Genomic DNA, 14753 nt, shown 5'->3' on the forward strand with positions numbered 1-14753 from the left:
TTGCTGCCAATGCAGCAGCGTTTGGGCGGTGATATATTTTCAACGTATTGATATATATTGATTTTTAAAGTCCGCCACTGTGGCATGCATCCTGCTTTTCGTTTTATAACCAAGCAAGATTTTTCTATCGATAAATATTGAGAATAGTTATATAGGAAAAGCATAAATGACTGAGTCAGCGAAAGAACGCATCAACGTTTTCTGGTTTCTGCCGACCCACGGCGATGGCCGTTACCTGGGCACGGCGCAGGGCGGGCGCCCGGTAGATCTGCCTTATTTGCAGCAGGTGGCGCTGGCCGCCGATAACCTCGGCTATTACGGCGTGCTGATCCCAACCGGTAAAAGCTGCGAGGATTCCTGGCTGGTGGCGGCGGCGCTGGCGCCGATCACCCGTCGGTTGCGCTATCTGGTGGCGGTGCGCCCCGGCCTGCAGCCGCCGAGCCTGGCGGCGCGCATGGCCGCGACGCTGGACCGGTTGTCGGACGGGCGCCTGCTGATCAACGTGGTGACCGGCGGCGATCCGGTGGAAAACAAAGGGGATGGCATCTTCCTCAGCCATGCCGAACGCTACGAGGTGACACAGGAATTTCTCACGGTGTATCAACAGCTGCTGCAAGGGGAGAAGGTGGATTTCAGCGGTAAGCATATTCGCGTCGAAGGCGCCGAATTGCTGTTCCCGCCGGTACAGGAAAACGGCCCGCCGCTCTATTTCGGCGGCTCCTCGCCGGAAGCGATCGACATCGCCGCCGGGCAGATCGACACCTACCTGACCTGGGGCGAGCCGCTGGCTCAGGTGGCGGAAAAGCTTGCGGCGGTGCGCCAGCGCGCCGAGCGGCAGGGACGTAAACTCAGCTACGGCATTCGCCTGCACGTTATCGTGCGCGAAACCGAAGACGAAGCCTGGGCGGCGGCCGAGCGACTGATCGCGCATCTGGATGACGACACCATCGCGGCGGCGCAGCAGATCTTTGCGCGCATGGACTCTACCGGCCAGCGCCGCATGAGCGAGCTGCATGGCGGCTCGCGCGAGAGTCTGCGCATCGGCCCCAACCTGTGGGCCGGCGTCGGCCTGGTGCGCGGCGGCGCCGGCACCGCGTTGGTGGGCAATCCGCAGCAGGTGGCGGCGCGCATACGCGAGTATCAGGCGCTGGGCATCGACAATTTCATCCTTTCCGGTTATCCGCATCTGGAAGAGGCCCACCGCTTCGCCGAACTGGTGATGCCGCTGTTGCCGCTGGCGCAGCCGGCCCATCAGACGGCCCGCACGATCAATACCGGCCCGTTCGGCGAAACCATCGGCGGCGATCGTCGTCCCGGCCCGGCGCAGCGGGAGGGCTGATGGCGAAGCGTGCCCATATTATCGTTATCGGCGGCGGTTTCACCGGCGCGGCGCTGGCGATCCAGCTGGCGCGCGGAGCGGTGGATGTCACGGTGATCGAACCGCGCGCCGCGCCGGGCTATGGCGTGGCCTACTCGACCACCGAACCGACCCATCGCATCAACGTCCCGGCCGATCGGATGCAGCTGGCGGATGAGCCGGCGGGGGATTTTGACCGCTGGTATCGCCTGGGCGGCGGATTGGTGGCCGATCCGCAGGCGTTGTGGCGCGACGGTAAAGCCTATCCGCAGCGCGGCGCCTTCGGCCGCTATGTCGAGGAACGTTTCCATCAGGCGGCGCAGTCGGGCCGGGCCCGCTTGTGGCACCTGCGCGATCGGGCGCTGCACCTGCAGCCGCAGGCGCAGGGCGCGACCGTTATCACCGCCGGCGGCGAACGGCTGTGGGGCGACTATGTGGTGTTGGCGACCAGCCATCCGCCGCCCGCGCTGCCGCGGCAGATAGCCCCGGAGCTGGCGCGCGATGCGCGTCTGATCGCCAATCCCTGGGCGGCGGAGGCGCTGGACGAAGTTGAACCCGGTGAGGCATTGGCGATCGTCGGCACTGGGCTGACGATGGCCGATACGGTGGCGGCGTTACACCGCCGCGGGCATCGCGGGCCGATTACCGCCTTCTCTCGTCACGGCCTGCTGCCGCGCTCCAATGCTGAAGGGGAGTACCCGACATGGTCGTTTGCCCCGCCCGCCGGACTGCGCGATGGGGTGCGGCAGGTGCGCCTTGAGGTGGCGCGCGCCGCTCGGCAACGGGTGCCGTGGCAGGCGGTGTTGGACGCAGTGCGCGCCCAGGGGCAGCGCCTGTGGCAAGCATTGACGCCGGCCGAACAGCAGCGTTTTCTGCGGCATTTGCGCGCCTATTGGGACGTGCATCGCTATCGCCTTGCGCCGCAGGTGAGCACGCTGCTGGCGGAGCAACAGGCGGCGGGCACGCTGCAGATATTGGCCGCTCGTTTGCGGCGGGCGGAGCGAACGCCGCAGGGCGTAAGGTTGACGATTCTGCCGCGTCAAGGCGCAGAGCGGGCGCTGCAGGCGCAGCGGCTGCTGATCACCACGGGCCCGGCCCATGCCGGCCTGATCGCCGCCAGCCCCTTGCTCCATTCACTGGCGGAGCAGGGGGCGCTGCGCGCCGATCCGCTGGGGCTGGGGCTGTGGGTCAATGCCGACAGCCAGGCGATCGGCGGCGACGGCCTGGCCAACCCGCGCTTGCTGGTGGCCGGCCCGGCGGCGCGCGGCCGCTTCGGCGAACTGATGGGGCTGCCGCAGGTGGCGGAACACGCCCAAAGCGTCGCGCGTCATCTGCTGGCGGCGATCGCCGCCGGAGGGTGATGGCGCGGTTTGCCGGCAAACTCAAGCGTCAGTCCGCCCACACCTGCGTGCTGCGCGGGCTGTCCATCTGATAATCCGAATAGGGGCGAGTGAAGAACTCGCGCCCCAACTCGCGGGCGGCCCGCAGCGGGTTGCGCGGATCGCGGGCGATCTCGCCGCGCTGGTTGCCGGCGCCGTGCACCAGCCCGACGAAGGCGGAATGGGTGTAGCGGCTGAACTCCTGGATCTGATGCACGATGCCCAGCGCCGCGCCGGGGTAGGTCTCTTCCGACGCCACCGCCAGCCCGATGCGTTTGCCGCTCATGCGTTGGTGCACGTCCGCCGCCTGAGGGTAGGCATTGGAATAGAAGCTGAATGAGCGATCGAAAAAGGCCTTGGTTTGCGCCGACATGCCGTACCAGTATATCGGCGTGCAAAACACCGCGCCGTCGGCCGGCAGGAAGTGCTCCAGGAACAGCTCGGCGTAGCGATCGGCCGGCGCCGGCGTATGGCGTTCATCGCTGAGAAAACCGCTCAGGTAATCGTCGAGAAAATGCAGGCTGGCGACGGTGCCGGCTTCGGCGGCGCCCGCCATGATCGCCTGCGCCAGCGTGGCGCTGTTGCCGTCGCGGCGCGGGCTGCCGACCAGCACTGCCAAACGCTTGGGTTGATGAGTTGGATTCATGTCATATTCCTCTGTGTGAAATGAATTCAGCCTTACTCTAGAAATAAACCCCGGCGGGCGACAAATGACGGCTTTTCTGCCAGGATGAGTTCAACTCACCTGGAGAGGCTTCGCCATGTTCGCCACGCTGCCCGTCAACGCATTACGCACCTTCGAATCCGCCGCTCGCCTGCGCAGCTTCAAGCTGGCGGCGGCCGAGCTGGCGGTGACGCCGACGGCGATATCACACCAGATCAAAGCGCTGGAACAGCAGTTGGGGTTTGCGCTGTTCGAGCGGGTGCCGCGCGGCGTGCGGCTGACACCGAAGGGGGAAACGCTGTTTGCCGGGGTGCACGGCGCGCTGCTGGACGTCGCCGCCACGCTCGAAGGCCTGCGGCCGCAGCCCAGCGCAGGATCGCTGTGCGTTTCGGTGACGCACTCGTTCGCGGCGCTGTGGCTGGTGCCGCGTTTGGGGCGCTTCTATCAGGCGTATCCGCACTATCTGGTACGCCTGGAGGCCTGCGCCGAGGTGATCGATCTGCAGCAGGACGCCAGCGTGGACGTGGCGGTGCGCTACAGCCGCGCGCACTATCCCGCGCTGCATCAGGCGGCGCGGCTGGAGGAAAGCTTTGGCGTCTATGCCGCGCCGGGGCTGGTCGCCGCCGAGCCGGAAAATCCGGTGCTGATCACCGTCAAGTGGGGGGATTCGGCGCTGTACGACAGCGGCTGGCGTGACTGGTGCCGGGCCGCCGGGGTCGATTGGTGGCGGCGCCATGCGGCGATGCGCAGCTATCATGAGGAGCATTACGCCCTGCAGGCGGCGGTGGCCGGGCAAGGGTGGGTGCTCGCCAGCTCGGTGATGGTGTCCGAGATGGTGGACAACGGCCTGCTGGCGGCGTACCGGCCGGAGGTGCGCGTACCGGGCGCCGCATACAGCGTGCTGTGCGCGCCGGGGCGCGAGCGGCATCCGCCGGTCAGGGCGTTTCTGGCCTGGCTGCAGCAGGAATTGCCGCAGGACAATGGCACGAAATAAAAGTTTTACCGTCCTAAGCTGTGGGAATATCAGCGAACTTTTGTTTTTACTTCACTGCGAGAACCTATCATGAGCCAGCCAAGAATCTCCGATTACCCGATTGACGCACAATTTATCGAGCGCTGGTCGCCGCGCGCGATGACCAACGACGCCATCGACGATCAAACGCTGCTGAGCTTCTTTGAAGCGGCGCGCTGGTCGCCTTCGGCCTACAACATTCAGCCATGGCGCTTTGCCTACAGCAAGCACGGCTCCGACAGCTGGGAGAACTACCTGGAGTTCCTGATCGACTTCAACCGCGGCTGGGCGCAACACGCTTCGGCGCTGGTGGTGATCGTCTCCAAAACCACCAGCCTGAACGGCGAGCGGCTGGTGGACAACCCGACCCACGCGTTCGACACCGGCGCCGCCTGGGCCAACCTGGCGCATCAGGCGCACCTGAAAGGTTGGCTGACCCACTGCATGAGCGGCATTCACCACGACAAGATCAAAGCGGCGCTGCAGCTGCCGGACGACTATGCGGTGCACGCCATGGTGGCGATCGGCAAACCGGGCGACAAATCCCGCCTGCCGGATTTTCTGCAGGAAAAAGAAACGCCGTCGAGCCGTCTGCCGATCGGCAAGACCGTCAGCGAAGGTCTGAACTTCACGCTGTGATCGCGCGTTCTCGTCGAGGCCCGCCTGGCGGGCCTTTTTTATGCGGCGAGTAAAACTTTGGGAGTATATTCTCGCTCGCCTATTCGCTGTATATTTTATTATATAGCGATTGCGTGATGAGGAGGAACCGATGGGGGATCATTTTGGCAAAGGGCTGTTGGCGGGATTAAAGGCGGAGAATCTGCAACCGGAGGCGGAGCTGTCGCGCTTTTGCACCGACTACAAGCGCGGTTTCGTGCTCGGCTATGCGCACCATTTGGCGCAGCGCTGCGGCGACGAGAACCGGGCGGCGTTCGAGGCCGGGCAGCTCAGCCGCGCCTATGGGCTCGGCCGCGAGCCGATGAGCGAGTTCTTCTCCGGTGGCGACAGCCGGTTGGCGGAGAAGTTTTTCCGCGCCGGCTATCAACGCCCGGCGCAGGGTTAGGGCAGACGGTCGTCAGGCGGCGCTCAGTACCGCCACCATATACACGCACGGTTGGTCGCTCTGATTTTCAAATCGGCAGTCCGCCGGTGGGCCGAGCTCCAGGCAGTCTCCCTCGGCCATCTCATGGCGCGCGTCACCCTCGATAAAGACCAGTACGCCGGATAAGACCCAGATCAGCTGACGTTTGAACGCGTACACCGAAGCCGGCATCGGGATCGCCGCGCCGGCCGGCAGTTCGATGCGCACCAGATCGAGCGGCAAATCGGTGCGCGGCGACACGTGGCGCCGCACGTAACCGCTCTCGGGATCGACCCAGACCGGTTGATCTTCCCGGCGCAGCAGCCGGCCTTCCTGCGTTTCCGCTCGGGCGATCAGCTTGGACATGCTGAGGCCGAACGCGCCCGCCAGTCTGCCCAACAGCATCGCCGTCGGGCTGCTCTCGCCGCGTTCGATCTTATGAACCATCGCCCGTGATACGCCCGCCCGTTCGGCCAAATCGGACAGCGACCAGTGGCGCGCTTCGCGTTCAATGCGAATGCGTGCGCCGATCAGCTGATTTAGATTGTCTAATTTAATATTCATATCGTAGTATTATAGTGGACAATTGGCCGGGGTAAACCATGATTATACGAAATGCGACGTTCAACGATAGCGCGGCGATTGCCGCTATCTATAACGACGCGGTGTTGAACAGCACCGCCATCTGGAATGAACAAACCGTGGATGCGGCCAACCGCGCGGCGTGGATCGGCGAACGGCAGGCGGCGGGTTACCCGGTGCTGGTGGCGGTGAACGCCGAGGACGAAGCGATCGGCTATGCGTCGTTCGGTGACTGGCGCGCTTGGGACGGTTATCGCCATACCGTGGAACATTCGGTGTATGTCCATCAGGCGCATCGCGGCGCAGGGATTGGCAAGGCGCTGCTGCTGGCGCTGATCGCACGGGCGCGGGAAATCGGCAAACATGTGATGGTGGCCGGCATCGAATCTGGCAACCAGGCCTCGATTAAGCTGCATCTGGCGCTGGGGTTCCTCGACGTGGGGCGCATGGAGCAGGTGGGCGCCAAATTCGGCCAATGGCTGGATCTGACGTTCCTGCAACTGAGGCTCGACGAACGGGCGACGCCGCCCGCGCGCTGATCCCGGGAGACAGAGCGATGAATATGCTGTTGCTGCTGATCGCGGCCGGAATGGGGCTGGTGGTGCAGAATCTGCTGATGGTGCGCATCACCGAAAGCGTCTCGACCATCCTTATCACGCTGGTGATCAACTCCAGCGTCGGTTTGCTGCTGCTGGTGGGGTTGTTGCTGGCCAAAAACGGCCTCGGCGCGGTGGCGGAAGTGACCGGCGCCGCCAAATGGTGGATGCTGTTGCCGGGGCTGCTGGGGTCGCTGTTCGTGTTCGCCGGCATCCTGGGCTACCAAAAACTGGGCGCGGCGGCCACCATCTCGATCCTGGTCGCCAGCCAGCTGTGCATGGGGCTGTTGGTGGACGTCTACCGCGCCGGCCCGGCGGCGCTGCGCGAGAATCTGCCGGCGCTGTTCGGCGCCTTATTGTTGGTGGCGGGCGCCTATCTGGTGGCGAAACGCAGCTTTTGAGCGCGCCGTTTGCTGCCGTGCCTTGAGTGACGTTGCCTATTGACGGGGGATATTACTCCCCCGATAACAAGCTAGTAAACATAGTCATACTTTATTTCTGCAACGTGGTCGTAGACACTATCTCTGTTTTTCTTCTCGTCTTTAATTAAAATTGAAATGCTTTGCTGAGCATTGATGCATCTTCCAAACTTATCCCAGTCCTTGCAGGTTGTCGTCGTGGTTTCTGTCGTGAAGGACTTCAGGACCTCTCGGCTGGTTAACTCTCTATCGTCATTATCATAAGTAAAATCTTCAGTTGTTGCTCCCGAGATCATTCTTGTTAAACGATTTTTAGCGTCATAACTATAAACGGTGTTGTTACTGTCATTTCCTAACGTGCTAACCCGGCTTGAACCGGAGAGCCTGCCTGTATCATCCGTTGAGAATGTGGTTATTGCCTTGCCTGATTGATGATTTTTTCCAGCGGAAATATTGGATGTGTCCTCAGAGCGGATTATTTTGCCATTTGCGTCTGTCAGAAATGTTCCGCTCATTTTTTGTGTGATCAGTTCCGATTGGGCATTGCTATGTTCAATCATCGACATCTTGAAGGTCATGTTGTAATCCCAGTTCTTATGATTTTTATCTATGGCACTATTGAGCTGGGTTAGCAAGACACTGTTATTAATCCTCGACCTGATGGTTTTATTACTACGTGAGCTTAACAACGCGCCGCATTCATCGAACTCCATCTGCGTACCAGCCTTTATATAATCATCTTTGCTTTCTATATGCATGCTGACTTTTTTAGGGATTTTCCTGGCTGAAGAGTCTTGCGTCAATATCATGTTATTGAAAGCATTAATGGCAGTGAGATGTTCAGGACAGACTTTTTCATTTGCATAGGCATTACACGAATAAATAATCGGCAGGCATAAACACAATAATTTTTTCACAGCAACACTCCATGTAATAGCGCATTATCGGTCAATTATTATACCTAAGCCCGATATCTGGCTGCAACGTTCAACCCGTGATGCAAGCAGGGAACGTGGAAAAATACGGTTATGGCGGGAAATTATTGTCCGGGCCGGATATTTAGCGCCTTCGGCTCACGGTATTGAGGGATAAAATCATTCTACCCGCAGGTGAGGGTTTCGCGTTTTTTGTGGATGGGGTGACGCTGAGGCGGGAGGGCAGCGGTACAGATGCAAAAAGCCCGCTCGGGTTTCCCTGAGCGGGCTTCTCTAAATATGGCTCCTCTGACTGGACTCGAACCAGTGACATACGGATTAACAGTCCGCCGTTCTACCGACTGAACTACAGAGGAATCGTTGGAACGGGGCGAATAATAGCGGGGCGGTTGCGGCTTGTAAAGCGCGAAAACGCCCGGCGCGCGCGTTTGCTGCAAGATTGCCCAACCTGCTGCATTTTCTCGCTTTTATCGCTTATCTCACGCGCAGCGCCGCCGGATTGCCCGCTGAGGCGGCGCCGTTGCCTGCCGGTGGTGCAACGCGTGCCCTGCGTTGTGGCGCGTCTCACCCGATAATCGGCCATTTGCCGCCGTTTAGCCGCCGTTTTTGGCCCTTTTACGACTCTGGCCTGGATCTTGCTGCGGTTGCATGACCGGATTTCGGCATTCTCAATTTAGCGGCTCGCTGGAGGCACTATGAATCTCAGACGTCTGAAGTACTTCGTGAAAATCGTCGATGTCGGCAGCCTGACCCAGGCGGCGGAGGTGTTGCATATCGCCCAGCCGGCGCTCAGCCAGCAGTTGGCGACGCTGGAGGGGGAGCTGAAGCAACAGCTGCTGATCCGCACCAAGCGCGGGGTGCAGCCGACCGAGGCCGGCAACATTCTGTATGCCCACGCGCAAACCATTTTGCGCCAGTGCGAGCAGGCGCAGAGCGCGGTCAACAGCGCCGGGCAGGCGATGAGCGGCCAGGTGTCTCTCGGGTTGGCGTCGGGGAGCACCGCGGCGCAGCTGGCGCTGCCGCTGCTGCAAACCCTGCGCGATCAGCAGCCGGGCATTTTGCTCAGCCTGCATGAAAACAGCGGCGCGGCGCTGGCCGGACAGGTGGCCAACCAGACGCTGGACATGGCGATGGTCTACGGCGCCAAAATGCCCGCCGGTCTGCACACCGTCGCGCTGATGCGAGAGGATCTCTATCTGGTGGCGACGCGCGCGGTGCCGCATCCCGGCAACAGCGTCGAGCTGCTGGACGTGGCGCGGCTGAACCTGTTCCTGCCGCGCGAGGGGGATGCGGTGCGCAACCAGCTGGAGGAGGCGATGGCGCTGCGCAAGCTGGCTATCAACGTGGTGGGGGAGATCGAATCCTCGGGCGCGCTGAGCGCTGCGATCGCCGGCGGGTTGGGGGCGACCGTATTGCCGGAGTCGGTGGCGCGCGCGATGATCGGCCCGGCCAAGGCCTGGATGGCGCGCATCAATGCGCCGACGATGTCGGTGCCGCTGTCGCTGTGCATGTCGGGCCAACAGTCGCTGTCCGCCCCGGCGCTGCTGGTGAAAGACCTGTTGCTGTCGATCGCCGGCGGCCGCAGCCAGGAGAAGCGCGCGCTGGCGCTGGTGCGTTGAGGAAAAAACGGCCCGCCGCAGCGGGCCTGGGCACCGTTATCGGAACGGCGGTTCGTTGAAGGTGCGCAGCTTGCGCGAGTGCAGGCGATCGCCCTCGGCGCGCAACAGATCGATGGCGCAGATGCCGATCTGCAGGTGCTCGGAGATTGCTCCTTCATAGAAGCGGTTGGCCTGGCCCGGCAGTTTTATTTCACCGTGCAGCGGTTTGTCGGAGACGCACAGCAGCGTGCCGTACGGCACCCGGAAGCGGTAACCCTGAGCGGCGATGGTGGCGCTCTCCATGTCGACCGCCACCGCGCGGCTGAGGTTGAAGCGCCGCGCCGAAGCGGAATAGCGCAGCTCCCAGTTGCGATCGTCGGTGGTGACTACGGTGCCGGTGCGCAAACGCTGTTTGACCTCTTCACCGGGCATGCCGCTGACCATCTTGGTGGCGTCGTACAGGGCGCGCTGCACCTCGGCGATGCTCGGGATCGGGATATCCGGCGGCAGCACCGCATCCAGCACGTGATCGTCGCGCAGATAGGCGTGGGCCAGCACGTAATCGCCGATCTTCTGGCTTTCGCGCAGGCCGCCGCAGTGGCCGATCATCAGCCAGGCGCTCGGGCGCAGCACCGCCAGGTGATCGCAGATGGTTTTGGCGTTGGACGGGCCGACGCCGATGTTGATCAGCGTGATGCCCTGGCCGGTGCGCGAGATCAGGTGATAGGCCGGCATCTGGTGGTTTTTCCACGCCAGATCGGACACCGCCTGTTCGGGCGCGCTGGTTTCCGGCGTAATGTAGGTACCGCCGGCGCTGGAGAGCGCGATGTACGGGCTGGCCGGATCGGCGATCTGCGCGCAGGCCCAGCGCACGAACTCGTCCACATAACGGGTGTAGTTGGTGAACAGCACGAACGGCTGGAAATGCTCCACCGGGGTGCCGGTGTAGTGCCGCAGACGCGCCAGCGAGAAATCCGCGCGCAGCGCATCGAAATGCGACAGCGGGAAATGGTTGTCGGTGGTGTGATACAGGCCGTCGGCGGTCTCGTCACCGATCTGCGCCAGCTCGGTGGTGGGGAAATGCTGCGCGATACCGGCGCTCATTGAGCGATCGAGCGCCAGGCTGGAGCCGTCGATCACATAAGGGAACGGGATCTCCTGCTGCGACGGCGCCACTTCGATATGGGCGGCGTAGTCGTGTTCCAGCATCGCCAGCTGCTCGGCCAGATAGTGGCGGAACAGCTGCGGCCGGGTCACGGTGGTGCTGTAGCTGCCGGGATGGGTAAAGCGGCCGAAGGCGCGGGTTTTGTTCGGGCCGGATTGCTGCCCGTCCCAGCTGACGCGCAGCTCGGGATACACGAACAGCCCGGCGGCGCGCGCCTGCGGGTCCGGCAGCGTGCCGTGGCTGATAAAGTCACTGACCGCCTGCCGCAGCGCATCTACCGCGGCGTCATACAAGGCTTCCAGTTGATCGAGTGCCTGATCGGCGCTGAGGCCGCTGCGAGGTGGGGCATAGCTCATACTTTCTCCTTCGATGTCCCGGCTCTGTGGCGGGATTGGCGGCGTTTCACCGTCACAGGTTAGCCGAAGCAGGGCGTAAAAGCTTGGTCGAAATGACGGGCGCGGCAAAGAAATTACCGCGCCCGTGAAGGCGGGGGGATCAGGAGGCGGGAGCGGCCGCTTCGATCTTCAGCGATACCAGGCCGATGCCCAGCTTCTTCGGCGTGAAGCCGCCGCTGGCGCTCTCTTTCGGCTCGGTCGGCGCCGGCGGGGTAATGCTGATCTTCTGCGCGCCGCGCGGGTTGTCGAAACGCAGGGTGACGGTGCTGTCCTGCTCGCCGAGCGACACGAAGCGCTCTTCGTCGCCGACGCGTACCGAAATCGGTTCGCCGACGTTGTTGCCGTAAGCGCGGGCGCGCAGCACCAGATCGAAGGTTTTCGGCAGCGGATCGACATAATCGATGTCGACCGCCGGCGCCAGGTTGGCGTCGGACCAGCGGCCCCACTCCTCGACGGCGGAGACGCCGGTAATGGCTTTCACCTGTTCCGGCATGCCGGGCAACATGAACTCGATGGCGTCTGCCCGGTATTTCATCGCCGCATCGTCCACCTGCAGGCGGGCGACGGCGTTTTGGTAATCGGCGACGCTGTCCGCCGCCGGGGCGGTAAAGTTCACCTTGCCGCGGAAGCGTTCGCCGCTGGCCTGCACGATCTGCGGCGGCGAGGCCAGGGTGCCGGAGGCCACGCAGATGTCGGTGCTCAGCGCCAGCTGCGGCGCCCAGACCCGGCCGATCTCGTAGCATTTATCGACCCAGACGAATTTCTCCCCCGCCCCCAGCCCGGCCAGCTGCTTGCGCAGCGGGGTGGAGAGGTAGACGTTGAACATCGGTTCGATGCGGTTGTCGCCCACCCGCAGGATGAACGGCACCTTGTAGGTAACGCCGGAGAAGCTGAAGCTGCGCTGGCGCGTGTCCACGCTGTAGTCGCTGATGCGGTTCGGCAGGCCCCATTGGTTGATCACCGCCGGTTTCCAGCCGTTGATCTTCTCTTCGATGTTCAGGAACACCGTCGACAGCGACGGCGCCGACAGGCTGCTGCGGCCGAGGCCGATATAGTTGTCACCGCCCATCACGTCCAGCACCGTGGCGCCGTTGTCCAGCGTGCTGCGCTTCTCGTTGCGCTGCTCCGCCTGCGGCCGGGTGCCGTCGATGATAAAGAACAGGTTGCGGCGCTTCTGTTTGGTCAGAATGTCGTAGGCGGTGTTGTTCATCGCCAGATGATCGGAGGACACCACGATCACGGTGTTGCTGAAATAGGGCGAGCGTTTGATTTTGTCGATCAGCGCGGCGATGTGTTGCTGGCTGCAGGCTACCGCGCTCAGCGAGCGGTTTTCCTTGTTCTGCCAGGCGTAGCTTTGCTTGCTGCACCCGGCGGAGATAAAACCGTCCGGGTGATGGGTATCGACGGTCAGGGTAAACAGCGAGAACGGCTGGCGCTGTTTGGACAGCTCGACGAACTTGCCGTACACCACGTCCAGCACGCTGTCGTCGTACCAGCCCCAATCGTTTTTGTAGCTCGGATCGGCGAGCTGTTCGCGCAGCTCTTTGAAACCGTAAACGTGGTCGAAGCCGTGGGATTTCAGGAAGGTGTCTTTACCGGCGAACGCCAGCTCGGCGCCCTGATAGAAATAGTTGCTGTAGCCGGCGGCCTTCAGCACGTCGCCCAGGCAGACGTTCTCCGGGTAGAAGGTGGAGACCGCGCTGGAGGCGTTGCCGTCGAAAGGTGCGAACAGCGGAATGCCGCACTGCGAGGCGACCATGCCGGCGATGGTGTAACCGGTGCCCGGCAGCTGCTGGGTGTTGCTGAAATCGATGCTGTCTGCGCGCAGGGCGTTCAGCTCGTCGGCCAGGCCGGGAAACAGCTCGGTATCGAAGTAGGTGCGCTCCAGGCTCTCGGCATAGATGTACACCAGGTTCGGCCGCTTGCCCTGCACGATCTTTTTCGGCGCCTTGTAGTAGGTGGTGAAATCGGCGGTATCGCCGACGATCTGGCTCTTGACCAGCAGCGAAATGTCCTGAAACGCCGGGGTGGTGCCGACCGAGAACAGCGCCAGCAGCACGGCGACGAGGCTGTAGGCCACGCTGCTGCCTTTGGCCTTGCGGCGCAGCAGGCCGCGGGCCAGCACCGCGAAGATAAGCCCCAGCGCCGCCAGCAGGCCGATAAACGGCAGCACGTATTTGCTAATGCCCGCGCCTTTGAGACTGCTGGTGACGGTGTAGATCACCGCATCGGTGATGCCGTCGCCGGTGAAGTAGTTGCTGGCGATCAGAATGACGTTCAGCACCAGATAGCTGCCGAGCAGCGTCAGCAGAATGGCGAACCACCAGCGGTTGGCGGCGGCCCGGGTGCGATAAATCAAGATCGACGCCAAAAAAAGAACAAACGAAACGACTGCGAGAACCATCCGCCAAACCTTGTCTGATTGGAAAAAAACGTTGCTGCCCTGGTCTGCGCCGCCGACCGTGCCGCGGCGCGAAAAGTGAAGGGTATAGCCTATTGTCGGCGGCGGAACAACGCGCGATGTCCCGCTCCGGCCGACGGTCGGCGGCTATTGTACATTTTTATGACAATAGTGTGACGTTAATCACGTCGGCAGCGGCCGCGGTGGCGAAATCTTGCTGGTCGGAGGTTTCGCTCTACGCTTAATGAGCGCCACGACGGCGCGTCCATCAGCCATTCAGGAGGAAGTATGCAGACGATTTCCGCAGCGGTACTCGACGATCTGGCCCCGCAAGGCGTGTTGCGCGCGGCGATCAATCTCGGCAATCCGGTGCTGGCGCAGGCCGGGCCCGGCGGTAAACCGCAAGGCGCTTCGGTGGAGCTGGCCGCCGCGCTGGCTCGCGAACTGGACGTGGCGCTGGAGCTGGTGACCTATGACGCGGCCGGCAAGGTGTTCGCCGACCTGGACAGCGGCGCCTGGAACCTGGCGTTTATGGCCATCGAACCGGTGCGCGCGGCGCAAATTGCCTTCAGCGAACCCTACGTGATCATTGAGGGGACTTACCTGGTGGCGAACGACGCGCCTTACTTTGAGGTGGCGCAGCTCGACAGGCCGGAGGTGCGCATCGCGGTCGGCCAGGGCGCCGCGTACGATCTGTTTTTGTCGCGCACGCTGCAGCAGGCGCAGCTGGTGCGGGCGGCAACTTCCGCCGAGGCGATCGCGCTGTTTTTCGAACGCGGGCTGGAGGCGGCGGCCGGCGTGCGTCAACCGCTGCTGGCCGCCGCGGTCGCCCATCCCGGCTACCGAGTGCTGGATGGGCATTTTACCGCCATTCGCCAGGCGATGGCGGTGCCGCGGCAAAAAACGCAGGGCGCCGCCTACGTGAACGCGTTTATCGAACGCTGCAAGGCCAACGGGCTGGTGAAGGCGGCCTTGCAGCGCAGCGGCCAGGGCGAGGTGACGGTGGCGCCGCCGGCCGCCTCGGCGTGATCGGGTGACCTAAGCAGCAGCGGCTTGTGTCCGTGAGCGATTGAATGATGGCTCGCTCAAAAAGCGGTCGCGATGCAAACCGTAATCGCCGCGCGGCGGAGTATTTTTACCGACCAAAAGCGAAACTGAGGGGGCCAGCC

At 62.7% G+C, this 14753-nt stretch carries 14 protein-coding genes and 1 tRNA gene; 9 read left to right on the top strand and 6 right to left on the bottom strand.

Annotated features, from left to right (window positions below; genetic code table 11):
* The first annotated feature begins 166 nt into the window (after positions 1-166).
* Positions 167-1339: an FMNH2-dependent alkanesulfonate monooxygenase gene (ssuD, locus tag J9788_RS07490; protein ID WP_182264197.1), complete on the top strand. Its 1173-nt coding sequence runs from the start codon at positions 167-169 to the stop codon at positions 1337-1339.
* Positions 1339-2718 carry an FAD/NAD(P)-binding protein gene (locus J9788_RS07495; protein WP_046896453.1) on the top strand — a complete coding sequence of 460 codons (1380 nt, stop codon included), beginning with the start codon at positions 1339-1341 and terminating at the stop codon, positions 2716-2718. Before ssuD ends, J9788_RS07495 begins: the two co-directional genes overlap by 1 nt.
* Before the next feature lie 28 nt (positions 2719-2746).
* On the opposite strand, the gene J9788_RS07500 is transcribed toward J9788_RS07495, so the two are convergent.
* Complete coding sequence (locus J9788_RS07500; protein ID WP_182264198.1) at positions 2747-3382, bottom strand: flavodoxin family protein; 636 nt, start codon at positions 3380-3382, stop codon at positions 2747-2749.
* Positions 3383-3497: 115 nt separating this feature from the next.
* Here J9788_RS07500 and J9788_RS07505 point away from each other — a divergent pair, with 115 nt between their 5' ends.
* The 3 genes from J9788_RS07505 to J9788_RS07515 all read left to right on the top strand — a co-directional run bounded on the left by J9788_RS07505 (position 3498) and on the right by J9788_RS07515 (position 5475).
* Entirely contained in the window at positions 3498-4394 is an 897-nt protein-coding gene (locus J9788_RS07505) for a LysR substrate-binding domain-containing protein (protein WP_046896455.1), read from the top strand.
* Positions 4395-4463: 69 nt separating this feature from the next.
* Positions 4464-5051 carry a nitroreductase family protein gene (locus tag J9788_RS07510; RefSeq protein ID WP_182264199.1) on the top strand — a complete coding sequence of 196 codons (588 nt, stop codon included), beginning with the start codon at positions 4464-4466 and terminating at the stop codon, positions 5049-5051.
* Between the two features lie 130 nt (positions 5052-5181).
* The gene (locus J9788_RS07515; RefSeq protein ID WP_046896457.1) at positions 5182-5475 is read left to right on the top strand and encodes a DUF2623 family protein; all 294 of its coding nucleotides are present in this window, start codon (positions 5182-5184) and stop codon (positions 5473-5475) included.
* 12 nt (positions 5476-5487) lie between these two features.
* Here the strand turns inward: J9788_RS07515 and J9788_RS07520 are convergent, their stop codons facing one another.
* On the bottom strand, positions 5488-6057 hold the full coding sequence (locus tag J9788_RS07520; protein WP_046896458.1) for an XRE family transcriptional regulator: 570 nt from the start codon (positions 6055-6057) through the stop codon (positions 5488-5490).
* 38 nt (positions 6058-6095) lie between these two features.
* Here J9788_RS07520 and J9788_RS07525 point away from each other — a divergent pair, with 38 nt between their 5' ends.
* Both J9788_RS07525 and J9788_RS07530 read left to right on the top strand, forming a co-directional pair.
* Positions 6096-6614 (top strand): GNAT family N-acetyltransferase, encoded by a 519-nt coding sequence (locus J9788_RS07525; RefSeq protein ID WP_182264200.1) that lies wholly within the window; start codon positions 6096-6098, stop codon positions 6612-6614.
* A gap of 17 nt (positions 6615-6631) precedes the next feature.
* Positions 6632-7072 (top strand): DMT family transporter, encoded by a 441-nt coding sequence (locus J9788_RS07530; RefSeq protein ID WP_033651828.1) that lies wholly within the window; start codon positions 6632-6634, stop codon positions 7070-7072.
* Between the two features lie 71 nt (positions 7073-7143).
* On the opposite strand, the gene J9788_RS07535 is transcribed toward J9788_RS07530, so the two are convergent.
* Positions 7144-8007, bottom strand: a complete 864-nt coding sequence (locus J9788_RS07535) for a hypothetical protein (protein ID WP_370576325.1) — start codon at positions 8005-8007, stop codon at positions 7144-7146.
* Positions 8008-8305: 298 nt separating this feature from the next.
* Positions 8306-8381 (bottom strand) — tRNA-Asn (locus tag J9788_RS07540).
* Positions 8382-8720: 339 nt separating this feature from the next.
* On the opposite strand from J9788_RS07540, the gene nac reads away from it, so the two are divergent.
* Entirely contained in the window at positions 8721-9644 is a 924-nt protein-coding gene (nac, locus tag J9788_RS07545) for a nitrogen assimilation transcriptional regulator NAC (RefSeq protein WP_182264201.1), read from the top strand.
* A 36-nt stretch (positions 9645-9680) separates the two neighbouring features.
* Here the strand turns inward: nac and J9788_RS07550 are convergent, their stop codons facing one another.
* Positions 9681-11144, bottom strand: coding sequence for an AMP nucleosidase (locus J9788_RS07550; RefSeq protein WP_033643685.1), 1464 nt, complete (start codon positions 11142-11144; stop codon positions 9681-9683).
* A gap of 139 nt (positions 11145-11283) precedes the next feature.
* On the bottom strand, positions 11284-13587 hold the full coding sequence (gene opgB, locus J9788_RS07555) for a phosphatidylglycerol--membrane-oligosaccharide glycerophosphotransferase (RefSeq protein WP_182264202.1): 2304 nt from the start codon (positions 13585-13587) through the stop codon (positions 11284-11286).
* Between the two features lie 285 nt (positions 13588-13872).
* On the opposite strand from opgB, the gene J9788_RS07560 reads away from it, so the two are divergent.
* Positions 13873-14613, top strand: coding sequence for a transporter substrate-binding domain-containing protein (locus J9788_RS07560; protein ID WP_182264203.1), 741 nt, complete (start codon positions 13873-13875; stop codon positions 14611-14613).
* Positions 14614-14753 lie beyond the last annotated feature (140 nt).

The organism is Serratia sp. X10 (genome assembly GCF_017811775.1).
Classification (GTDB): Bacteria; Pseudomonadota; Gammaproteobacteria; order Enterobacterales; family Enterobacteriaceae; genus Serratia; species Serratia ureilytica.